The 22,835-nt window shown below is 66.2% G+C and carries 14 protein-coding genes and 1 pseudogene; 4 read left to right on the forward strand and 11 right to left on the reverse strand.

Annotated features, from left to right (window positions below; genetic code table 11):
* Positions 1-24: 24 nt before the first annotated feature.
* From ACW17V_RS11610 to ACW17V_RS11620, 3 genes are read right to left on the reverse strand one after another with little or no spacing between them, the layout of a single operon-like run.
* Positions 25-1,515: an AMP-binding protein gene (locus ACW17V_RS11610; protein WP_492105283.1), complete on the reverse strand. Its 1,491-nt coding sequence runs from the start codon at positions 1,513-1,515 to the stop codon at positions 25-27.
* 41 nt (positions 1,516-1,556) lie between these two features.
* The gene (locus ACW17V_RS11615; RefSeq protein ID WP_492105284.1) at positions 1,557-2,384 is read right to left on the reverse strand and encodes a p-hydroxycinnamoyl CoA hydratase/lyase; all 828 of its coding nucleotides are present in this window, start codon (positions 2,382-2,384) and stop codon (positions 1,557-1,559) included.
* Positions 2,385-2,423: 39 nt separating this feature from the next.
* Complete coding sequence (locus ACW17V_RS11620) at positions 2,424-3,836, reverse strand: aldehyde dehydrogenase (protein ID WP_492105285.1); 1,413 nt, start codon at positions 3,834-3,836, stop codon at positions 2,424-2,426.
* 185 nt (positions 3,837-4,021) lie between these two features.
* On the opposite strand from ACW17V_RS11620, the pseudogene ACW17V_RS11625 reads away from it, so the two are divergent.
* Positions 4,022-4,132, forward strand: a pseudogene (locus ACW17V_RS11625) (hypothetical protein); the annotation flags it as partial.
* A gap of 27 nt (positions 4,133-4,159) precedes the next feature.
* On the opposite strand, the gene ACW17V_RS11630 reads toward ACW17V_RS11625, so the two are convergent.
* Positions 4,160-4,621 (reverse strand): MarR family winged helix-turn-helix transcriptional regulator, encoded by a 462-nt coding sequence (locus ACW17V_RS11630; protein WP_492105286.1) that lies wholly within the window; start codon positions 4,619-4,621, stop codon positions 4,160-4,162.
* 143 nt (positions 4,622-4,764) lie between these two features.
* Between ACW17V_RS11630 and mhpT the strand changes: the two genes are divergently transcribed.
* Positions 4,765-5,985, forward strand: a complete 1,221-nt coding sequence (gene mhpT, locus ACW17V_RS11635; protein ID WP_492105287.1) for a 3-(3-hydroxy-phenyl)propionate transporter MhpT — start codon at positions 4,765-4,767, stop codon at positions 5,983-5,985.
* A gap of 269 nt (positions 5,986-6,254) precedes the next feature.
* Positions 6,255-8,552, forward strand: a complete 2,298-nt coding sequence (locus ACW17V_RS11640) for a TonB-dependent receptor (protein ID WP_492105288.1) — start codon at positions 6,255-6,257, stop codon at positions 8,550-8,552.
* Positions 8,553-8,670: 118 nt separating this feature from the next.
* On the opposite strand, the gene ACW17V_RS11645 is transcribed toward ACW17V_RS11640, so the two are convergent.
* The 5 genes from ACW17V_RS11645 to ACW17V_RS11665 form a co-directional block, all read right to left on the reverse strand.
* Positions 8,671-9,516: an alpha/beta fold hydrolase gene (locus ACW17V_RS11645; protein WP_492105289.1), complete on the reverse strand. Its 846-nt coding sequence runs from the start codon at positions 9,514-9,516 to the stop codon at positions 8,671-8,673.
* 75 nt (positions 9,517-9,591) lie between these two features.
* The gene (locus tag ACW17V_RS11650; protein WP_492105290.1) at positions 9,592-10,692 is read right to left on the reverse strand and encodes an NAD(P)-dependent alcohol dehydrogenase; all 1,101 of its coding nucleotides are present in this window, start codon (positions 10,690-10,692) and stop codon (positions 9,592-9,594) included.
* Between the two features lie 82 nt (positions 10,693-10,774).
* Complete coding sequence (locus tag ACW17V_RS11655; protein WP_492105291.1) at positions 10,775-12,289, reverse strand: benzaldehyde dehydrogenase; 1,515 nt, start codon at positions 12,287-12,289, stop codon at positions 10,775-10,777.
* A gap of 80 nt (positions 12,290-12,369) precedes the next feature.
* Positions 12,370-14,952, reverse strand: coding sequence for a TonB-dependent receptor (locus ACW17V_RS11660; RefSeq protein WP_492105292.1), 2,583 nt, complete (start codon positions 14,950-14,952; stop codon positions 12,370-12,372).
* Between the two features lie 134 nt (positions 14,953-15,086).
* Positions 15,087-16,046 (reverse strand): AraC-like ligand-binding domain-containing protein, encoded by a 960-nt coding sequence (locus ACW17V_RS11665; RefSeq protein WP_492105293.1) that lies wholly within the window; start codon positions 16,044-16,046, stop codon positions 15,087-15,089.
* A 544-nt stretch (positions 16,047-16,590) separates the two neighbouring features.
* Between ACW17V_RS11665 and ACW17V_RS11670 the strand changes: the two genes are divergently transcribed.
* Entirely contained in the window at positions 16,591-16,872 is a 282-nt protein-coding gene (locus ACW17V_RS11670; protein ID WP_492105294.1) for a hypothetical protein, read from the forward strand.
* An 840-nt stretch (positions 16,873-17,712) separates the two neighbouring features.
* On the opposite strand, the gene ACW17V_RS11675 is transcribed toward ACW17V_RS11670, so the two are convergent.
* A complete protein-coding gene (locus ACW17V_RS11675) occupies positions 17,713-19,854 on the reverse strand; it encodes a tetratricopeptide repeat protein (protein ID WP_492105295.1) in 2,142 nt (713 codons plus the stop codon).
* Entirely contained in the window at positions 19,851-22,658 is a 2,808-nt protein-coding gene (locus tag ACW17V_RS11680; RefSeq protein WP_492105296.1) for a M16 family metallopeptidase, read from the reverse strand. The genes ACW17V_RS11675 and ACW17V_RS11680 overlap by 4 nt, the downstream gene beginning before the upstream one ends.
* Positions 22,659-22,835 lie beyond the last annotated feature (177 nt).

The following is a 22,835-nucleotide window of genomic DNA, read 5'->3' on the forward strand; positions in this document are numbered from 1 at the left end:
CTTCCCGCTCCTACAAACCGGCGCTCATGCCCCTGGGTCGCCGGCGAGCAACTGTTCGCGCAGGATCGCCTTCAGGACCTTGCCCGAGCCCGTGCGCGGCAAGGCCGCGACCAGCGTGAGAGCCTTGGGCAGCTTGTAGCGCGCCAGCCGATTTTCGAGATGGCCCAGGACGATGGTCAGATCCAGCACGGCGCCGTCGCGCGAGGTCGCGACCAGATGGCCGATCTCGCCCCATCGCGGATCGGGCATGCCGACAACCGCGCACTCGGCGATAGCCGGATGGTCGGCCAGGGCCGCCTCGATCTCGGCCGGATAGACGTTCTCGCCGCCGGAAATGAACATGTCTTTCTTGCGATCGACCAACCAGTGATAGCCTTCGGGATCGACGCGGGCGATGTCGCCGGTGCGGAACCAGCCATCCTCGGTGAAGGCGCGAGCGGTCTCTTCGGAGCGACGCCAGTAGCCCTTGAAGATGTTGTCGCCCTTCAGCAGCAGCTCGCCGGCGGCGCCGGGCGGGCAGTCGCGATCCTGCTCATCGACGATCCGGGTCGCCACGGCGGGCATGGCCAGACCCGCCGAGCCCGCCCGCGCGTCGATCAGCTCAAGATCGGCCGGCATGCCGAACACGGTCCCGGCTTCGCTCAAACCGTAGCCGTCCACCACCGGCACGCCGCAGGCGAGCCAGGCGCGGATGTCAGCGGCCGGATGAGGCGCGCCACCCGTGAATACGGCCGTCAGACCCTGAAGCGCCGAGCCGTCGAAATCGGGCAAGCCACGCAGCATCGCCGCCATCTGCGGTACGCAGAAATAGTGGGTGACGCCCAGGGCGGGATCCCCCAGTCGACTCAGCGTTCGGCCGGGCTCGAAGCCGTCGGACACCAGCACGGTCCCCCCGTGCATCAGAGCCGGGCGGATCGAGGTGACCAGACCAATGATATGGAACATCGGCGAATCGACAAGAAAGGCGCTCTGATGCGTGACCTTGCCCAATCGGCCGAAATTGATCGCCGTCTGATCCAGGTTGCGCTCGGAGAGCAAGGCGCCTTTGGGACGCCCCGAAGTTCCCGAGGTGTAGAGGATCAGCGACGGCCGTTCACGATCAGCGCATGCGACCGTGTCGGGCTCCGCCGCGTCGATCTCGGCCTGCAGAACGTCGAGGTCCAGCCCCTCCAGCCCTAGCGCGCTGAGAAGGGCGTCGCCGACGAGCAGGGTCGGCGCGGCGTCCTCGACCAGGGCGGCGATTTCAGCGGCGCTCAGCCGCCAGTTCAGCGGCACGAACATCGCCCCCAGCCTGGCGCAAGCCAGGTGCAGCACCGCCAGCAGGACCCTGTTGCGGGCCACCACCGCCAGGCGGTCGCCCTCACCTACACCCCGATGGCGCAGTACCCGCACCGCGCGGGATAGGGTCGTATCCAGTTCGGCATAGGTCCAGCGGCGACCGCCGGCCAGATCAACGGCCGCCAGCCGGCTTGGCTGGAGGCGCGCCTGGACGGCGACATGATCCATCGGGGTCATCTGATCGTCCCTCCCGCCGTCATACCCTCCCCTGCCCCGTCTCAGCTCTGCTTGGCGAGATCGTAGGCGCCGAGCCCCGGCTTGTAGGTCTTGTCGTCAATGAACTGCTTGATGCCCTCCTTGCGACCGTCGTTGTCGAAGGAATTGGCCGCCTCCTGGGCCCGGACCAGGAAGTCCTCGGCGTTGTCGTAGGTCATCTCCTTGACCCGTCGGACGGCGTCCTTGGTCGCCTTCAAGGCCACGGGATTCTTCTTCAGCAGCACTTCAGCCAGTTCGCGCACCCGCGCCTCCAGGCGCTCCAGCGGCACACTCTCGTTGACCAGGCGCCAGGCGGCGGCCTTCTGGCCGTCGATCAGCTCGCCCGTCATGGCGTGGTACATCGCGTCGCGCAGCGGCATCAGATCGACCACGACCTTGGTGGCGCCGCCGCCCGGCAGGATGCCCCAGTTGATCTCCGACAGTGCGAACTGGGCTTCGTCGGCCGCGATCGCCAGGTCGCAGGAATAGAGCGGACCATAGCCACCGCCGAAGCACCAGCCGTTGACCATGGCGATGGTCGGCTTCTGGTACCAGCGCAGGCGCCGCCACCAGCCGTAGGACTCGCGCTGGGCCTGACGGGTCGCGCCCAGACCCTTGGCCTCCGTCTCACGGAAGTACTCCTTCAGGTCCATGCCCGCCGACCAGGCCGAGCCTTCGCCGGTCAGGACCAGCACGCCGACATCATCGCGAAACTCCAGTTCGTCCAGCACCTCCATCATGCGACGATTGAGGGTAGGACTCATGCAGTTGCGCTTGTCAGGGCGGTTGAACTTCACCCAGGCAATGCGGTTCTCGACCGTGAAGGTCGCGGTTTGGTCGGCGTCGGTCATGATCAGTCCTTGGAATTCGAAGAGGGGCGACGCGAGGCGTCAGATCGGGAAATGGCCGGGTTGGGTCTCGATCGTGATCCAGCGCAGCTCGGTGAAGGCGTCGATCCCGGCCTTGCCGCCAAAGCGGCCATAGCCAGAGGCCTTGACGCCCCCGAACGGCATCTGGGCCTCGTCGTGCACGGTCGGCCCGTTGACATGGCAGATGCCCGACTGGATCCGTCGCGCGACCTTCAGGCCACGGGCGATGTCGAGGGTGAAGACCGAGGCCGACAGGCCGTATTCGGTGTCGTTGGCCAGGGCGATGGCGTGTTCCTCGTCGCGAGCGCGGATCACGCCAACCACCGGGCCGAAACTCTCCTCACGGAACAGGCGCATAGAGGGCGTGACCTTGTCGATCACGGTGGCCGGCATCAGCACACCGTGCGCCGGACCGCCGCTGACCTGGACCGCGCCGGCGGCCACGGCGTCGGCCACCAGGCCCTGAACGTGGGTGACCGTCTTCAGATCCACCACCGCGCCGAGCGGGGTCTTGCCCTCGCGCGGATCGCCGACCGCCAGGCTGGCGGCCTTGGCGGCGAACTTCTCGACAAAAGCTTCGGCCACGGCGTCCACAACGATGATCCGTTCGGTCGACATGCAGATCTGGCCCTGGTTCATGAAGGCGCCGAACGCGGCGGCCTTGACGGCCTCGTCCAGATCGGCGTCCTCCAGCACGATCAGGGGCGCCTTGCCGCCCAACTCAAGAAGCACCGGCTTGAGGTGCTCGGCCGCGCGCTTGGCGATGATCTTGCCCACCGCGGTCGAGCCCGTAAAGTTGATCCGCCGCACCGCCGGATGGTCTATCAGGGCGCCGACCACGTCGGCCGCATCTTGCGGAGCGTTGGTCACGATCGAGAGCGCGCCCGGCGGAAGGCCCGCCGCCGCGAAGGCCTCGGCGATCAGTTCGTGGGTGCGCGGGCAGCTTTCGGAAGCCTTCAGCACGACGGTATTGCCACAGGCCAAGGGCGTGGCGACCGCGCGCACGCCCAGGATGATCGGCGCGTTCCAGGGCGCAATGCCCAGGATCACACCGACCGGCTCGCGGACCGCCATGGCGACGCAGCCCGGCTTGTCGGAGGGGATCACTTCGCCGCTGATCTGGGTGGTCAGGGACGCCGCCTCGCGGATCATCGAGGCCGCCAGCATGAGGTTGAACCGGGCCCAGCCCTCGGTGGCGCCGATCTCGCCCATCATCGCCGTGACGAAGTCAGTCGCTCGCGCTTCGAGCGCCTCGGCCGCCTTGTACAGCAAGGCGCGACGCGCGTTCGGCCCCAGCGCGCTCCAGGCCGGCAGGGCCGCCTGGGCGGCGTTGGCCGCGGCGCGCGCCTGATCCGGGCTCATGGCGACAGAGGTGGTGGCGACCGCGCCGGTGACGGGGTCAAGGCGCTCAAAGACGGCCTGGGTCGAGCTCATGGTCGTTCCTTCCCTTGGCGTAAAGCGCATCGTGGCGCCTATCATTTTGTACGCTCGCCATTTTGTATGCCAAGGAAACAATATGCGCAAGCGCCGTGGAGACGCAATCCAGGCCTTCCGAGGTCGACGCGGGTGGTAGGCGCCGCCCGGGACGTCTCCACGCCGTTCGACGGTCGTCACGACGGGATCAGCGCTGCTTCACGCAGGACGAATTGATCGAGGTTTTGATGCAGCCAGCCATCCAGGCCGGCGTTCCGGCGGGCAACACGCCGCCGTTGCCGAAGCGGCGGAGATGATCTGACAGCTTGACCGATCGCCCGGTTCTAGATCGCGGCGATCCGCTCCAAGGCGGCCAGCATCCGCTCCTGATCCAGATCGCCCAAGGCCTCCAGAACCTTGCGATGGTGCGCGGCGTGAGCGATCTTGGCCTCCCGCAGCAAGGCCTCGCCCTCGGCGGTCAATGAAACGGCGTAGGATCGGCGGTCACCCGGCACGGGACCACGACGCAAGAGACCTCTCGCCTGCAGCTGGTCGAGAATGATCACCAGGTTAGGGCGCTGGATTCGCAGCATTTCGCCTATGACGCGTTGCTGCAGGCCCGGCGTCGCTTCCACGACCATCAGAACCGAAAGATCGGTGACCCGAAGATCGAAGGGTTTGAGCGCGGCCAGCAGATCCTTGAACACCGCCACCTGAGCCAGACGCAGCAGAAAACCTACCGTCGTCTCCAGCCCGCCCATCGAGGGGGTGTCGCCGTCGGCCTTGTATTCCAAAACGTCGGTCATCACTGCCTCGTCCTCACAGTTTCATTCCGCACCACGATGCTGGATTCGCGCAAGCGATACGAATAATAGCGACACCACATTATGGTTATGTAACGTATCTATTATCGCACCGAAGAGTGCGACGGGAAACACCGGGAGGCTCCATGACCCTTCGTGATGATGCTGAGACCCGCAGCCCCATTCGGCTGGCGGCTGTTGCGGTTTGTTGCCTTCTGGCGATTTTCGAAGGTTTCGATCTGCAGTCAGCGGGCGTGGCGGCGCCGCGTCTTGCGCCCGATCTTGGCCTTACGCCCGATGATCTGGGCTGGTTTTTCAGCGTCAGCACCTTTGGCCTGATGTTCGGCGCGGCCATCGGCGGACGCCTTTCCGATCGCTTGGGGCGCAAGACCACCTTGCTGGTCTCAGTGGGGTTGTTCGGGCTGTTGTCGATCGCGACAGGCCTGGCGACGGATCTCAACAGCCTGCTTGTCGCTCGCTTCCTCACAGGCGTCGGCCTCGGCGGCGCTTTGCCGAACCTGATCGCGATCGTGGCCGAAAGCGTTGCGCCCAGGCAGCGAAGCCTCGCCGTCGGTATTCTCTATGCGGGCCTGCCATGCGGCGGCGCCATCGCCAGCCTGGTGAGCCTGGCCGGCGCGGATCCATCCGACTGGCGCATGATTTTCTACGTCGGCGGCGTCGGGCCTCTGCTGGCGTTGGCGTTGGCCATACCGCTGCTGCCGAACGCGTCGAAGACTCCTCGTGACGCGGGCTCTGATCAAAAGTCGGGCTTTGTCGAAGCCGCTGTCGGCGGGGGACGCGCTCTGACCACCCTTCTGCTCTGGCTCGCGTTCTTCCTGGCCCTGCTGGTCATGTATCTGCTGCTGAGCTGGTTGCCGTCCCTGCTGATCGCCAAGGGCCTGAGCCGCCCCGATGCCGGTCTGGTGCAAATGGCCTTCAACCTGGCGGGCGCGGTGGGCAGCGTGGCTACGGGGTGGCTGATGGACAACCCGCGTCGGCGCCCCGCGACCATCCTCATGGTTTTCGGCGCGTCGGCGGCCGCCTTGGCGGTCGCGGCCGGAGCGCCGGCCTCCCTGGCCGTGTTCCTGATCGTAGGCGCGGCGCTGGGGGCAACCGTCTCGGGGGTCCAATCCATCGTCTATGGCATGGCTCCGAGCTTCTACCCTACCCGCCTGCGCGGCACCGGCGTCGGCGCAGCGGTTGTGATGGGACGCCTGGGCTCGGCGGGCGGTCCGCTCCTTGCGGCTATCCTCATCGGAGCCGGTCAGCAATCCAGTCAGGTCTTGCTGGCGCTACTGCCGATCCTCGCGCTGGGCGGGGCGATCTGTCTCTGGCTCGGCAGCAGGCCCACGGCGACCGACGACTGAGCGGGCGCGCCGAGAGGCGCCCGACGACTTCAAGTCCGCGACCAAGGCCCCGACATCAAGGTCGGCGACTATGGATGCCGTCTCTTCTCGCGGCGTCCGTGGACGCTTGCGCGTGGCGGTGACGCAACATTGTTCTCTGAATTCACCCACCTCCCAAGAGCCCGATTGAATCTGCCATACAATCATGATCTGAAATAATTAGTACGCATAACAAACGAAATCCGAGAGCGCGTCCGCTCATCGGATCCTGACGACTAGGGAGAAAACCAATGCCCAGGATTGGGAATATCTCCGGCCGCTTGCGGGCCGGGGGGCTGCTGGCTTGCGCAGCAGCCGGAGTTCAAACGATCTCGACGGCGGCCTTCGCCCAGACCGCCGCCCCGGCGACCGCCACGGCTCAGATCGAGGAGGTCGTCGTTACCGCCCGCCGCCGGGAGGAGCGACTGCAGGACGCGCCCGTGGCTGTCACCGCCCTCGGCGGCGAAGCCTTGCAAAGCCGTGGGGTCGAGAGCGTCGACCAGATCGCCAAGTTCGCGCCGAGCATCCGCTTCGACGGCGCGGCGGCCCTCAGCGGCGGCAACTACAACGCCACGGTCTTCATCCGCGGCGTCGGCCAGAACGACTTCGCGATCTTCAGCGACCCCGGCGTGGGCGTCTATGTCGACGGCGTCTACTACGCCCGCTCGATCGGCGGCACGATGGACGCCTTCGACGTCAGCCGGATCGAAGTGCTGCGCGGCCCGCAGGGCACGCTGTTTGGCAAGAACACCATCGGTGGCGCGGTCGTGATCTCCACGGCCCAGCCGGGCAACGCGCTCGGAGGCAAGATCGAAGGCACGATCGGCAGCCTGGATCGCCGCGACCTCAAGGGTCATGTCGACATCCCGCTGAGCGAGAAGGTCGCCGTGCGCGTGTCAGCGGCTCGGCTGACGCGCGACGGCTACGGCAAGCGCCTGCTGACCGGCGAGGACCTGGGCGATCGCAACGCCACGGCGGCGCGCGCCCAGCTGCGCTGGCAGGCTTCGGACAACGTCACCATCGACCTGTCGGCCGACTACACCCGCGCCCGCGAAAACTCCGCACCGCAGAAGCTGCTGGTGATCGGCGCCGTTCCCGGTTTCGCGGTCGGCCCGTTCATGGCCAACTTCAACACCTATGTCGCGCCGGGCCTGGGGATCACCGCGCCCAACGGCGCCAAGACCCTCAACACCTCGTTCCTGACCAATGATCCGTACACGACCTACGGCACGGGTCCCAACGTCAACGATCTGGACCTGTGGGGCGCCTCGGCGACCCTGAACTGGGACCTGGGCGCAGTCGGGTTCAAGAGCATCACCGCCGTGCGTGGCCTGAAGGCCACCTTCGCCCGTGACGGCGACAACACGCCCTTCACGTTCCGCGAGACCTTCAACCACGACGTCCAGGCCCAATACAGCCAGGAGTTCCAGTTCAGTGGCGAAGCCTTCGATGACAAGCTGACCTGGGTGGCCGGCGCCTACGCCTTCCAGGAACGCGGCACCGACTCCGGCTACGCCAAACTGGCCCTGGGACTGGCGGCCGGCGTATCGCCCCCGCCCTTCAGCCCCTCGGCGGCCGTCTATACCAAGGTGACCAGCACGACCTACGCCCTGTTCGCCCAAGGCAGCTACAGCCTTACCGACCGGCTCAGCGCCACGGTCGGCGCGCGGGCCAACCGCGACGAGAAGGACTATGTTCTGGACCATCGGCGCATCCGCGACGGCGTCGTCATCGCTCAGCTGGCCAAGGGCGGTTCGTGGGATTCCTTCACGCCCAAGGTGGGCCTGGAATTCAAGGCCACGCCGGACGTGCTGTTTTACGCCTCAGCGGGCAAGGGCTTCAAAAGCGGCGGCTTCAATGCCCGGCCGCTGAACGACGCCACCGAGATCACCGAGTATCAGCCCGAGACCCTGCTGACCTACGAACTGGGGGCCAAGACCGCGTGGTTCGACCGCCGCCTGATCCTGAACCTGGCCGGCTATTTCAGCGACTACCAGGACATCCAGGTGACGGTGAACCAGACGCCGCGCAACTTCGTAGCCAACGCCGCGGCGGGCGAGGTCAAGGGCGTCGAGCTGGAACTGCAGGCCCGCCCCACGGCCAACTGGGGCTTCAACCTCGGCGTCGGCCACATGGACGCCAAATATACCGAGGTCGGTTCGGGTCTCGCCGCCGGCCAGGTGCTGCCGATCACTCTGGCGACCCACTTCGTCAAGGCGCCGGAATGGACCGCCAACGGCGGGATCGAGTATTCCCGCGAACTACCAGTCGGCGGTCGCATCGTCGCCCGCGTCGACTGGACCCACTACAGCACCGTCTATAACGACGTGGCCAACGACCCAGACCTGACCCAACCGGCCTACGACCTCTACGGCGCACGGCTCGGCTACACCTCGGCCGACCAACTCTGGCAGGTGGCGGTGTTCGGCTCCAATCTGTCGGACGAGCGCTACATGGTGTCGGGCAACGCTTCCAGCGGCTTTGGCCTGAAGGAAGCCAGCTTCGGCCGTCCGCGCGAATGGGGCCTGAGCCTCAGCAGGAAGTTCTAGCCAAGGCCTGAAGGGCTCGCTCTGCGTCGCTCCCGCCGCCCGCGCGAGCCCTTCTTTCAGGGCCGTCCCGGCCGTCTCGACCTCATCGCGTGAGGTGGAGACGGCCGCGCTCACGCCGCTACGCAAGACCGCCGCCGACGTCACTTACGAACGCCGCCAGCGCCTCATTGAAGGCCTCAGCGCACTCAATTTGAGGCGTGTGCCCGCACCCTTCGAGCAATTTCACCTTGGATCGCGACGCCAGAGACCAACCATCGACTGACTGCTGGAATGGAAGAACGACGTCCTGCTTTCCGTGGATGAACAGGATCGGACAGGTCGACGCCCTCAATAGATCGCGACTTCGCAGCCAGTAGGACTTGCGCACTCCCCCGACCCGAAGCGTCTTGCGCAAGGTCGCCAGAAGCGCTCGCGACGCCCCGTCCTTATGGACATTGCGCCAGATGACCCGCCGCAGTTCGTCGGTCGCCACCGCAGGGTCATGGAACAGCGCAGCGATCTGCTGCTCAACCGCCAGCTTGCCAGGCCTGGTCATCACCTCGCCGAGAAGAGGCAATGTCATCAGGCGAAACGGCAGGAAGACCTCGGGGCCGGTCATCGCCGGTGAGGCGAGCACCATGCCGGCGACGCGATCCGGCGCCAGTCCGGCCATGCGCAACGCGATCGCCCCGCCCAGCGAGTTGCCGACCACCACCACGCGCTGCAGCCCAAGTGCGTCCATCAGGTCCAGGGCAAAGGCGGCCAAGCTGTCGGGATCGTGGATCCCGTCGCCCGTGTTGGAGAGACCGTGACCGGGATAGTCCCACGCGATGAGCCGCAAGCCGTCGCCCAGCGCTTCCAGCTGCCTGGACCAGAGCTCGAGAGACCCGCCGATGCCAGAGCAGAGAAGGATCGGGATCCCCTCCCCTTCGGTATCGACGTAGCGGATTTCGAGACCGCCGACTGTGACCCACTTATCGATCATGAAACTCTCTCAAGGGTGAAGGCCAAGATGGCGATCGGAGCGACCTGGACGGTCTGCGAATGGCCCGGCGGCTGATCAAGCCATGCGGACCACCGGCTTGATCACCGTGCCCGTCTCGCCGTCCTTCACGGCCTCATTGATCAGGTCCATCGGATAGAAGGCGATCAACCGCTCGAACGGGAACTGGCCGGCCAAATGCAGGTCGATGAGACGCGGAATGAATACGTCCGGATCGGCGTCGCCCTCTACGATGCCGCGCACCGTGCGGCCACCGCTCATCACCGCCACCGCGTCGAGGGCCAGCTCGTCGCCCATCCTGGAGGCTCCAACCAGGCCGCAGACGCCCCGCGGAGCCAGGCAATCGACGGCCTGGCGCATGACCTTCAGATTGGCCGTGGTGTCTATCGTGTAATCGGCGCCCACGGCCGTGATCGCCTGAATCCGCTCGACCACCGGTTCGCTGCGGCCGTCCAGCGCATGATCGGCGCCGAGCTCGAGAGCCAGGGCCAACCGGGCGGGATTGATATCGACGACGATGATCGGTGCGGCGCCCACAGCTCTGGCCGCCAGCACGGCGCTGAGGCCGACCGCCCCCGCCCCGAACACCACCAGGGAACGGCCGGCCTTGACCTCCAGGGCGTTCATCACCGCCCCGGCCCCGGTCATCACCCCGCACCCCAGAGGACCCAGGATTTCCAGCCGCGCATCCTTGGTCACCTTCACGGCGTTGCGCTCGTGACAGAGGGCGAAGGTGGCGAACGAGGATTGGCCGAAGATGTTGCCGTGGATGGTCTCGCCGTCCTTCGACAGGCCCGACGTGCCGTCGCTCCGGTCACCCATAAAGTTGCGCGGAAAGAATTCGTGGCAATAGGTCGGGGCGTGATCGCTGCAGGATGGGCAATGTCCGCAGGAATTGAACGTCATGACCACGTGGTCGCCGGGCGCGACCTTGGTCACACCGGCGCCCACCCGCTCGACAACGCCGGCGCCCTCGTGGCCCAGCACCACCGGCTGCGGGGTCGGCAGGTCCTGGTCGCGCATGACCATGTCGGTATGGCAGACGCCGGTGGCCATCACCCGCACCAGAATCTCGCCGGCGCGAGGCTCTTCAAGGTCGACGGTTTCCAGGCCGAACGGGCCTGAGCGGCTGCGAAGGACGGCGGCCGTGATCTGCATGGGATGTTCCTAGGTGACGAAGGCAGGGACCAGGAAGAAGGCCCCGGACGACCCGAAAGCCGACCGGGACAGTGGGAGGATCTCAGAACGGATAGGGCGTCGCCGCGGGCTTGACCGTGGTCCAGCGCCAGGTGGTGAATTCATCGAGATTGGCCGGACCGCTGATGCGACTGCCGTTGCCCGAGGCTCCCATTCCGCCGAACGGCGAGTGCGGGCCCGCATCCACGGTCTGATCGTTGATGTGCAGGTGGCCGACGTCCAGGCGCTCGCCCAGGATCATGCCGCGACCGACCGAGCCGGTGATGATCCCGGCCGACAGGCCATAGTCACCGAGATTGGCCAGGACGGCGGCCTCGGCGTCATCGCCGAAGGCGGTGACCACCGCCACCGGGCCGAAGATCTCCTCGTCGAAGGCGCGCATGCCAGGCCGGACGCCGGTCAGCACGGTAGGCTGATAGAACAGCCCCTCATAGGTCCCGCCGGCCACCAGAGTGGCGCCGGCCGCGACCGTGTCGGTGACGATGCCGTGGACCCGTTCCAGCTGCGCCTGGGTGATCAGCGGTCCCAGCGCCACGCGGCCGGTGGTCGGATCGCCGACCGGCAGATGCGAGGCCTTGGCGACCAGCCGCTCGACCAGGGCGTCATGCAGGCCCTGCTGCACCAGCACCCGGCCGGTGGTCATGCAGATCTGGCCCTGGTGCAGCCAGGCGCCCCAGGCGGCGTTGGAGGCGGCGACGTCGGGATCGGCGTCATCCAGCACGAGCAGGGCGTTCTTGCCGCCCAGCTCCAGGGCCACCTTCTTCAGGTGCGCGCCCGCCACCTCGCCCACCTTGCGGCCGGCGGCGGTGGAGCCGGTGAAGGCGATCATGGCGATGTTCGCATCTCGGCACATGGCGTCGCCGGCCTCGGCGTCGCCAGGCAAGACATGCAGCAGTCCCGCCGGCAGGCCCGCCGCCTCGAACAGCCGGGCGATCAGGAAGCCGCCGCTGATCGGCGTGCGCGGATCGGGCTTGAGCACCACGGCATTGCCGGCCGCCAGGGCCGGAGCCACGGCGCGGATCGACAGCACCAGCGGGAAGTTGAACGGCGAGATCACCCCGACCACGCCCAGCGGCACCCGCCGGGCCATGCTGAGCCGGCCGTCTGACGATGGCAGCAGCAGGCCCTGGGCCTCGGTGGCCATCATCGCCGCCTGGCGCACGAAGCCGGCGGCATGTTCAAGCTCCATCCCGGCCTTGGCGTCGATCGAGCCCGTCTCGCGGATCATCCAGGGCGCGGCCTCGCCGGCCTTCTCGCCTATCAAATCCGCGGCCTTGAGCAACACGGCCTGGCGGGCGTCGGGCGACAAGGCGGCCCAGGCCGGCTGAGCGGCCTTTGCCGCCGCCGCCGCCGAGGCGACGTCCTGACGGCCGGCCCGCGCCACCCGGCTCAGAACCTTGCCCGTAGCCGGTTCGATCACCTCCAGCCGCCCGCCGCCACTCGCGACCCAGCCGTTGGAAAAAAGCCGATCGCTCCACACCGAGTCTCCCAGGAAGGGCTTTGCGGACGCCGCGCGCTCTTGGGAAGCCGAAGCTGGGCGGTCTTGGAGAATGGTCATCGCTGCATCACCCTTGAATGCGGATACTGGGTGGGTTCGGCGCGCCTATCGAGACCTGGCGGCGCGCCGAACCCTTCGGTTCAGAACGTTACGCCGAAGCGGACATAGCCCTCACGCGGCCGGCTGTAGGTGCCGAAGATCGCGCCGGCGGCGATGTTCTCATTGCCGGTCGTGAGGTAGCGCTTGTCGGTCAGGTTCGTGCCGCCGACCGTGATCGACCAGACGCCGCCCGGATCAGCGTAGGCGATGTTGGCGTTGACCACCTGGACCGCCGGTCGCTTCAGCAGGTAGGTGCGCTGGGCGTTGTTCCAGATGCTCGAGGTGTAGGTCCAGTCGGCGATCGCCGTGACGGCGCCGCCATTGCCCAGCTTGAACTCGTAGCGCGGGCTGACATTGATCTTCCATTCCGGGGTCTTGGGCAGGGGCGCATCGACAAACGTGCCCGCCTGGAACGGATTGGGACCACTGACCGCCAGCACACCGGCCAGGACATCGGTGTAGCGGGCCTTGAGGTAGCCGACGGAGGCGTTGAGGGTCAGGCCCTCGATCGGCACGGCCACCGCTTCCAGCTCGACGCCCTCGATCTTGGCGTCGCCGGCGTTGCGGATGGTCGGTGACGTACCCTGCTGGAAGTTCAGCTGAATGCCGTCATATTCGGTGCTGAAGACCGAGCCGTTGAGTTGCAGGCGCTTGTCCAGAAGCTTGGACTTGAAGCCCAGTTCCCAAGTGGCGGCCTTTTCTTCGGAGAAGGGTTGGGCGAGCAGTTGGGGATTGGTCAGGCGCGTGGTCCAGCCACCGGTCTTGTAGCCCTTCGACCAGCTGACATAGGCCATCAGGTCGTCGGCGGGATGCAGCTGGACCCCGACCTTGGGCGAGAAGTTGGTGAACTCCTGCGCGTTCACGCCCGGCGCGTAGACCCGCACCGGATTGGTCGGATCCGGATAGCTCAGCGCCGCCTGGCAAGGGACCGGGGCCAGCGGAAAGGCGCCGTTGGGCGCGATATTGCCATTGGCGTCCGAGCAGCCGAAGAGCTTGTAGTTGAAGCCGTTCAGGTCCTGCTGGCCGCCCTCGAACAGCTTCTTTTCCTTGGTGTAACGCCCGCCGATCGTCACGCCGATCAGGTCGGTGGGCCGCCAGTCAATCTGACCGAAGGCGGCGTAGTTCTTGGTCTCCAGCTGATTGAGGCCATCGACCTGCAAAAGGCCCTCGTCGAAGGTGACGTAGTCTTGCAGCGTGCCCTTTTCCTTGAAGTAGTAGCCGCCGAGCACGTAGTTCAATTTCTCGTCGAAAGCCGAGCCCAGAAGTTGCAGTTCCTGGCTGAACTGCCACTGCTTCATGTTGAAACTCAGCTGACCGACATTGAGCGGCGAGCCATCAGCGTCGGTGCCGCTCGTCCACAGCAGCTTGCGGTAGGCGGTGATCGACTTGACCGTGACCTCGTCGGTCAGGCTGTGCTCGATGGTGGTACCCAGGCCCCAATTGGTCAGCTTCGAGAAGCTGTTGCCGGTGGCGTAGCTCTTGTCGATGTCCTGGCTGACAAAGCGGCCGTCATAGGGCAGCAGGTCGTTGTTGGGATTGCCGTCGACATTGACCCCGGCCAGCGAGGCCACCCGCAGACCTGGGCTGTACTGGGTGCCGCGCACGCCGCACAGCGCCTGGGCGTTGCGGGCGGCGATCTGGGCCGAATTGGCGCCGATGCAGAAATTGTAGAGGCCGCCGAACAGGAAGCCGGTCGTCCCGGTCGGATCGAAGGCCGTGCCCGGCAGGTTGGTCGCGCCCGCGAAATTGCCCGGAACCGTCACTGTCGTGCCGAGCAGGGTGTTGGCCAGACCGCCGCTGTCCTCGCGGGTGTAGTCGGCCGACAGGACGACCCTGGTGTCGTCGCCCGTCCATTTCAGCTTGGTGCGCAGGTTCCAGCTGTTTTCGCCGCCTTCCTTCGACGCGGTGTCGAAGCCCGACGAGGGGAAGGCCGTGTAGGACGTGCTGTTGCGGGCCCGCGCGTCAGGATACGGGATCCGCTCAAGATAGCCTTCGCGGCTCTTGATCCCGAAGGTGATCGACGAACTCAACCCCTCCGCCAAAGGCAGATCGGCGCTGCCGCGGGCCTGCATCAGATTGAAGCTGCCGGTGGTGACGTCACCCTTGAACCTGAACGTGTCGCCGGGGTCACGCGTGACGATCGAGATCGCGCCGCCGATGGTGTTGCGGCCAAACAGCGTGCCCTGCGGGCCCTTCAGGATCTCGATCCGCTCGACATCGAGCAGATCCTGGTTGGCCCCGACGGTGCGAGCCAGATAGACGCCGTCAACATAGATGCCGACGCCTGGATCGATATTGAAGGCGAAGTCGTCCGAACCGATGCCGCGCACATAGGCCGAAAGCACCGACGGAGAGCCCGAGAACGGCGTGCCGCCGTCCAGGGTGACATTGGGGGCCAGGTTGGAAAGCTGGGCGACATTGCCAACCGCGCGCTCCTGCAAGGCGTTGGCGGTGAAGGCCGAGATCGCGATCGGCACGTCCTGAACGTTCTCGGATCGCTTCTGGGCGGTAACCACCAGCTCCTCGACGACGCTCTGGGCATGGGCGGCCGGCGAGCAGACCAACAGGGCGGATATGGCCGAGGCGGCGACGAGCGCGCCTCGATACGATGGCTTGCGATACATGTCCTGAGCCTTCCCCAAGGTTATATTTTGTTGATCTCAGGGGAACACGGACGGCGCGGCCATGCTTGGCCAGGCGCGAAGGCGACTTTCACAGCCGCGAAGGGATTGCGCTTTTCTTCGGATGCAAGAGCGCCCTACCCCGCCCGATACTCGCGCGGGCCGACGCCATAACGCGCCTTGAACGCCCGACTGAAGTGGGACAGGTCGTTAAAACCCAGGCTGAACGACAGGTCGGTGATGCTGCCGTCGGGTCCGTGGCGGCGCAGGTGCTGGGCGGCCAACTGCAGGCGCCTGCGGCGGATATAGGCCAGGGGCGTGGTCGCCATGGCGGCGAACACCATCTGTACGTAGCGCGGCGACACCCCTAGGGTCCGGGCCACGCCGCTGACGCTGAGGTCCGGATCGCGCAGATTGTCGTCGATGAAGCGTTTGATGCGGTCCTTCATCTGCGCAGCGCCAATCTGCCGGGGGCTCCCATCGTTCTCCGAAGCGCTGGAACCGCAGGCGGCCGCCAACAGGTTCAGGGCCGCGTCGAGCAACGCGCCCTCGCAATCGGCCTCGCCCGCCATCGGCGGCGCGGCCCAGAGATTGTGAACGAAGGCCGAGAGCATCGAAGCTCCCAAACCCTCCACGCCCAGCCGACGGCCGACAATGGCGTCGGGATCGCCAAGGCGGGCGACGACCCTCGCTTCGGGCAGGCGCAGCACCAACATGCGGTTGGGATCGTCGAAGCGGATGCTGTAGGGCCGCGAGGAGTCGCAGAGCATCAGATCGCCCGGCCGCAGCACCGCCTCATGACCATCCTGGATGTTGAGGCTGGACCCCAGGTCCTGCAGATGCAGCTTGAAATAGCGCCTGTGGGCGGAGGGCTCGCCGCCGGGACGGGCTCGACGCACGACCGCCGGGCTCGAGGCCACCCGCGACAGGTCCAGATCCCCGAACCGCCGCACATCCAACACCCCTTCGAAACCGTCGCGCACGGCATCGACGGTGAGGTTCTCGAAAGCGCCGTTGACGACGCCGTTCCAGTCGTCGAGCTTCTGAATAACGGTCCGTACGATGAACGCGTCGCGCGGCAAGCTGCTCTGCTGCATCGGTTCCTCCCTTGTTCTGAAAGGCGGCTAAGCGCCGCTTCTCATCCAGAACGTTCTCCAGTCGGACGCCGTCGGAGAATGCCTTTCAGGCCAAACGCCCGAGGCGGCGAAACGCCCGCGCCAAACAGGTATGCAGCATAACTACCTGAGTCGAAACGGCAACCCCAGCCAGACACATCGCTCGGCGCGCCCGAGACGTCACCGCGGCAAAGCGCGTTCGACTGCGGTCACGCCGTCGACCAGATGGAAGACTCAGCGAGGATTCAACCGCCGCCTCTCAGTCATCGGCGCAGAAGAGCCATGACATGAGTAACAAATCCCCCTTCGAGCCCTATGCGCTCAGTCCCCTGACTCTCTCCAATCGGATCGTGATGCCCCCTCCCGCGTAATCGCGGCCGCCGGTTTAGTCCCGGACCATCTCGCCGCGGTGTATTAAGGCCAGCGCGTATCGGCCGGCCTGCTGATCTCCGAAGCCACACAGATATCGCATTAGGGACAGGGCGACCTTGCGCCAACAGCGATCCGGACATTTCAGACTCCGAGCGTGGTCCTCGTGCTTCTTGAGGAGAATTGGCGCAAGGAACAGGATCTTATCAAGCGACTGCGCGCCTACCCGGTCGACCAGCTCGCGGCGCGGGGGCGTCGGCTCAAGACCGAACGAGCCATTCTTGAGGGCAAGCGTTACGCGACTAAACCTGCTGGCGGCATTCTCGGCCGGCACGACAGCTATCTATCTCGCCTTTGCCTCAGGCGACTCAAAACCCAGGGTCGTTGTGCCGGTAACAATCCAAGTCGCCGCCGCGACCGCGACGGTGTCGGACGGTGACCAAGCGCCGACAGAGCCCAAACCTTGGGAGCCAGACCCTGTCCACGTTGCGCTCGCCGGACTCATGGTCGTGGCTAGCCTGGTGGCATTGGCTCAAAATCCTGAAGGAGCGAAACTTCATCGCCTCGAACTCCTGCCTACCGAAGCGTACGCGGGCGAACGGCGCGGGCAGCGGACCCTGGACGAGACGCCGACGCCTCCAACCTTGCACCGGAAGTTAGCGGCCCAAATTGGACGGTCTCGGGTGATGCAGCGTTTTGCGGCGCTGCGAAAGCGAGCCAATCGGGTCAGCGTTAAGTTGTCTCGAGCCCTTTTTGGGCCAGCGTTAGGTTGTTTCTTCAAATTGTGACGCCAGACCGATTTCAATGATTTCAACCACTTGATCGGACAGCCCTAAATTGGAACGACAATAAATAATGAAAAACAATAATCCAATTGGCAGTATTCGCCCGAGCGTTGGCGGTGAAGGTGGAACAAACGGGTAAAAATCGCCATTGCGCGACCCGATTTCCCACAATAGTCCCTCACAACGTTCCATCCGTGTTCCGCTGTTTCGGGCCCCTCTTGACGCGCAGCCCGTCAAAATTGGGCGGTAGGTGCAGTTTCCGTTAGCCCATCACCACCGTGAGTCCAGACGATTGGAGGACACCGGCATACGGGACGGTCAGCGCCACGCCGATAGACGCCGTCAATCGGCCGCTAGCAACTTAATGGGTTGGGGGAGCGGACCTGCTGATCAAACGGGTTCCCTGGTCCGCCCGGGTCGTGAAGCGGCTTCGAGCGGTCACCAGACTTCGCAGTTTAAATTGCACCCCGGAAGAAGTTGCGAATGCCGATCGGCTACGAACCGCCCCGCTCAGACTTGGCGCGATCCGCGTCGGCGCCCACTGCGTCTCCTAGCGAGGACTTCACCTCAGCGCGCCATTTCAGGGCCTGAGCATAGTTGGGATCGACGACCAAGGCAGCGTCCAGTTCCTCGAGGGCGCGCCGATAGTCCTTCAGTAGCGTGTAGACGTAGCCCTTGCGCGCGAGGGTCATCTTATCTGCCGGGGATAGCCGCAGCGAAACGTTGAGGTCCCGGATGGCGCGGTCGAAGCGGTCTTGGGCGATGAATACGTCGGCGCGATTGTAATAGGCGGGTTCGTAATCTGGCTCGACCGTGATCGCTTGGCCAAAATCGGCCAAAGCAGCGTCGTAGCGCTCTGCGCTGGCGTGGGCCAAGCCGCGATTGTTGAATACATAGGCCGACTTAGGAGCCAACCCGACCGCCTTGTCGAGGTCCGCCAGGGCCAGGGCGTCCCGGTCATCAAGCCGCAGCGCCGCCGCCCGGCTGACCAGGAAGTTGATGTTGTCGGGCGCCAGCGCCACCGCGCGGCCATAGTCGGCGATGGCGTCGCGCAGGCGTCCGGCCTGCTGGTTAAGCGAAGCCCTGGCGCTCCAGGCGTCGGTGTTCTTGGGATCCAGCTTGATGGCCAGGTCATATTCCTTGCGGGCCGCCGCTTCCTGGCCCTGGTTGAGCAGGCAGTCGCCCAGCGCCAAATGCAGGTCGGCGCGCTTGGGCTGGCCTAGCAGCGCCACGCGATAGGCCTCGATCGCGCGAGGCCAATCCTGCCGCTCCACATGATAGATGGCCCTGTTGACCTTGGCCGCCGCGTTGGCCGGATCGACCTGCAGCGCCGTCTCATAGGCCTTCAGCTCCTCCTCGCCCTGTTCCAGCTCGCCCAGTTCGATGCCGATACCGTTCCACAGGTCTGGGTCCTTGGGGTCGAACTCGGCAGCTTTGCGATAGTCAGCCAGGGCGGCCTTGTGGTCGCCTGCCTCGGAAAACAGCTGCGCGCGATTATAGTAAGCCGCGACGCCGGGCGTGACGGCGATCACGGCGCCGTACGCTTCGATCGCGCGCTTGGGTTCGCCCTTGGCCGCCAGGATCATCGCCCGGTTGAACAGGGCGTCGGTGTCCTTGGGCGATATCTTCAGCGCCGCATCGACGGCCCCTAGCCCCTCGTCCAGGTGATCGGTCTTGCGGCCCATATAGCCCACGCCGATCAGCGAACCGAGATGATCCGGATCGGCCTTAACGCCGTCGCGATAGGCGTTGAGGGCTTCCTCGTTGCGGCCCAGCATCGCCAGGGCGTCGCCCCGGCTCTCGTGCGCCCGCGCCAGCTTGGGATCGATCTCGACCGCCCGATCGGCGTCCCGCAGCGCGCCTTCACCATCGTTCTGCCCGCGCTTTAGCCCGGACCTGTAGATCACGGCGTAGACGTTGTCCGGCTCGGCCCGGATGGCGCCGTCATAGAGCGCCATCGCCTCCCTGGTACGCCCCTGCCCCTCGTACAGCCCCGCCATCTGTAGCGGAATCGAGCCGTTGCCTGGGTCCAGGGACAGGGCGAACTTCAGGTCGCGCTCGGCGCCGGCCGGATCGCTCTGCGACAACAGATCGGCGCGCTGGATATAGGCCCGGATGAACTTTGAATCGGACGCGAGGGCCGCGTCGTAGTCGGCCTTGGCCCCCGCGGGATCGTCCTTGTGCCATTGGCGCGCCCGCCCGCGATACAGCAAGGCGAACGGATGGCCCGGATGAGCCGCCAGTACGGCGTTGAAATCCTCCAGCGCCTGATCGACCCGATCCAGGTCCATCCGCGCCAAGCCGCGAGCCAACCGGGCGTCGATGTCGTCCGGCGCGAGCTTCAACGCCGCCTCGGCGTCCTTCTCGGCGTCGGCGTTGCGGTCCAGCCGCCAGGCGGCAAGGCCGCGATTGACCAGCGCCCGGACGCGCTGGGCCTGATCGGCCACGCCGGCGTCGAGCGCCTTGCCGCAATCAGCGACGATCTTCTCGCGATCCGACCTCGGCGGATAGGAGTCGGAGGTCAGGCAAGCGGTCAGCGGATCGGCGGCCGGCGGCGTGGCGGCCAGGGCCGACTCCCCCGCAGAGGTCAGCCACAGCGCGAGGAAGCCCGCCAGGGGAAGCGTCGCACGGATCATTTGGCTGCTCCTGTCGAGGTTGCTCGGGGATAGGCCATGCCGACGATGGGCTCGCGCGCCAGCCAGCGGGCGGCAGCCCGTTTGAGGTCATCGACGGTCAAGGTCGACATCAGGGCTTCGTACTTCAGCGACTCCTCCAGCACCGCCGGCTCGCGAGCAGAGCCGCCCATTGCGCCGGCCCACCAGGCGTTGGTCTCGCGACGCGCGCGCGCGGCGGCCATCAGGGGCTGACGGGCGTCCTCCAGCATCTGCGGAGTGATCTCGCCGGCCATCAGCCGCGCGGCGACCGCCCTGGCCTCGACGATCAGCGCCTCCAGATCGCGCGGCGCGGCGTCGATGGAGACCTGCAGCGCGCCTTCGTCGCCGAAGTCAGGACCGGTCGTCTGCACGCTCGGCGCATAGGTCTTGCCCAGCTCCTCGCGGATGCGCCGGCGTAAGGCGGTGTCGAAAACCGAGGCCAGGAGCTTCAAGGCATACTCCTCTTGGCGCCGCTCGGGGGTGGAGACATAGAGCGGCCAGACGATCGCGGCAGAGGCCTTGTCGATGGGCCCGTCATGCTCGGCGAGGATCGGCGGCGGCGAGGTCTCGGGATAGCGCAGGAACCGCGCCCGGCCCTGCGGCCGCGTGGCCTGGGGCCGGGCTGGCAGGGCGCCGAAGGTGGTCGAGAGCAGGCTGATCGCGCTGGCCTCGTCGAGATCGCCGACGATGGTCACCTCGATCGGGGCCGTCGTCAGGATCGGCTTAAGCACGCGCTCGAAATCGGCCGATCGGATACCAGCCATCACCGCTTGCGGCGGCGTGCGACTGTCGGAGTCCGGCGCCACCCGCTCGACGATGGCGATGTTGGCCACTACGGCCGGCTGGGTGAAGAGCGTCCGATAGATCAGGTCCACGCTGGTGGGAATGCGCGCGTCCAGCGACGAATCGAAACCGGGATCGGACATGTAGGCCGCCATGAGCGCCAACTGCGTGCCAAGGTTGCCGACGAAGGTCGAGTTTGACATGGCGAAGGTCTGCGGACCCATGCCCAGCGCGAAGTTCCAATTGGCTTCGGATGCGAACATGCCCTGGAGATCGACGAAACTGTGGCGGCGCAGACCGCCGGCCACCACCAGCATGCCGCCGAACTCGGCGGTGATGTAATCGCCGCTGGCGATCTCGCCGCGCCCACCGCCGAAGTGCAGGCGTATTTCGACCTTGTTGGGCTCGATCTTCTGTTGCTTGAAGTTGACCAGGATACCGTTGGCGAAGCGCAGGCGCGTGAAGCCGGGATTGTCCACGCCCCGGCGCTCGACGATCTTGCCCGGCTTGCCGAACGAGGCGTAGGCCCAGATCGCGGCCGCCTGATCAGCGACATGAGCGGTCACGGGGCCCGCCGCGTTCTGTGTCCAGGCCGCCAGGATCGCCTCGCGCGCCAAGGGCTTTGGACTGGTCATGGCCAGCAGGGGGGCGCCGCCGGACCAATCGGTGGCGAAGCTGGCCTTGACGTCTTCGATCGTCAGGTCCTCGACCGCCAGATCGAAGGCGTAGAGGGCCTCGTCCGGCGCGACAAACAACTCGCCGGCCACCTCGCGGCTCACCAGCGCGCTGGCAAGGTCGGGCGAGGCGCGCGAACCCGCGCCCAGGATGGCGCCGCGCAGGCGCGAGCGCTGCAACTCGACGGCCTTTTCCATCTCCAGCTCGGTCGGCCCCTCCCTGGCGAAGGCGTTCATCTCGTCGCGCGCGGCGCTGAGGGCCTGAGACCAGGTGTCGCCCGTCGGCACGGCCACCAGGCAACTGGCCGCGAAATCACGGGCGTCATTGCCCATCATCCCGGCGCTCATCAGACCGGAGTCTCCGGCGTTGACGAGACGAACCAGACGCTGGTTGAGAACATCCTGCCAGATCTGGCTGCGCGCCAATCGCTGCAGACGCGGGACGTCATCGGGTCCCCGCGGGGAGGCGGAGCGCAGCCGACAGGCGCTGAGCGCCATCGGCAGGGACGCCCCCGAGACGTTGAAGGCCTCCACGCCACGCTCGAGGCCCGGCTGGACCAGGGGCGCGCGGGTGGGAGGCGGCCCGCTGGCCGTCCAACTTGAGAACGTCGCCTTGACGAGCGCCTCCATCTCCTCGACCGACCGGTCGCCGACCACCGCGACCATGGCGTGGCCGGGTCGGTACCAAGTCTGGTGGAAACGGTTGAGGCCAGCGGCCGTCGCAGCGTCCAGGGTGGTGCGCAAGCCGATCGGCGAGCGATTGACCGATCGCTGGCCGCCGGCCTGGAACGCGCCGATAGCCTCCTGCGCCATCAGCAGGGGATTATTGCGAGTCTCCATCTCGGCCAGGATCACCCCCCGCTCGTGCGCGACCGCGTCGTCGGTGAAGACGATGCCGTCAGCCACGTCGCGCAGCCAGTCGAAGCCACTCTTCAGCTCGGCCTGGTCGGGCTTGGGCATGTCCAGCTGATAGTTGGTGGAGAACATCGTGGTCGTCGCGTTTTGGTCTCGCCCGAACGCCACGCCCAGCGGCGCGAAAACGCGATTCACCGCGCCATCAGGAAACCCGCGCGTCGAGCGGAACGCCATGTGCTCCACGAAGTGCGCCCAGCCCCTCTCGGTGTCGGCCTCCTCATAGCTGCCGACGTCGATCGTCAGACGCAGAGACACCGCGTCCTTGGGGCTGGCGTTGCGCATGATCATGTAGCGCAGGCCATTGGGCAGCACGCCCCGGCGCACCGCCGGATCGGGACGGATGGTGACGTGGTCAGGTTTGGCTGGAGCCTCCGCCGCCCACGCATCGCCGACCGCCAACAGTCCTGCCAGCAAGACGGGCGCCGGCACGAAATTCAAAAAACGAAACACTTCGCCCCCGACGCCACTCAACCCTAAAGTCGGACACACTTAAAGGTTTGCCGGAAGCTTGGCCACACGCGTTCCGCTTACGACATGCCACTTGCGATTCACGGCCCAGAACTAGGTTGATGAGCCGCGCGTCTTTTCCAC

The organism is Caulobacter sp. FV2ye17ST (assembly GCF_058680955.1).

Coding starts and splice junctions, on each gene's coding strand:
- ACW17V_RS11610 (WP_492105283.1), bottom strand. CDS start 1,515: ATGACCCCGATGGATCATGTCGCCGTCCAGGCGCGCCTCCAGCCAAGC.
- ACW17V_RS11615 (WP_492105284.1), bottom strand. CDS start 2,384: ATGACCGACGCCGACCAAACCGCGACCTTCACGGTCGAGAACCGCATT.
- ACW17V_RS11620 (WP_492105285.1), bottom strand. CDS start 3,836: ATGAGCTCGACCCAGGCCGTCTTTGAGCGCCTTGACCCCGTCACCGGC.
- ACW17V_RS11630 (WP_492105286.1), bottom strand. CDS start 4,621: ATGACCGACGTTTTGGAATACAAGGCCGACGGCGACACCCCCTCGATG.
- mhpT (WP_492105287.1), top strand. CDS start 4,765: ATGACCCTTCGTGATGATGCTGAGACCCGCAGCCCCATTCGGCTGGCG.
- ACW17V_RS11640 (WP_492105288.1), top strand. CDS start 6,255: ATGCCCAGGATTGGGAATATCTCCGGCCGCTTGCGGGCCGGGGGGCTG.
- ACW17V_RS11645 (WP_492105289.1), bottom strand. CDS start 9,516: ATGATCGATAAGTGGGTCACAGTCGGCGGTCTCGAAATCCGCTACGTC.
- ACW17V_RS11650 (WP_492105290.1), bottom strand. CDS start 10,692: ATGCAGATCACGGCCGCCGTCCTTCGCAGCCGCTCAGGCCCGTTCGGC.
- ACW17V_RS11655 (WP_492105291.1), bottom strand. CDS start 12,289: ATGACCATTCTCCAAGACCGCCCAGCTTCGGCTTCCCAAGAGCGCGCG.
- ACW17V_RS11660 (WP_492105292.1), bottom strand. CDS start 14,952: ATGTATCGCAAGCCATCGTATCGAGGCGCGCTCGTCGCCGCCTCGGCC.
- ACW17V_RS11665 (WP_492105293.1), bottom strand. CDS start 16,046: ATGCAGCAGAGCAGCTTGCCGCGCGACGCGTTCATCGTACGGACCGTT.
- ACW17V_RS11675 (WP_492105295.1), bottom strand. CDS start 19,854: ATGATCCGTGCGACGCTTCCCCTGGCGGGCTTCCTCGCGCTGTGGCTG.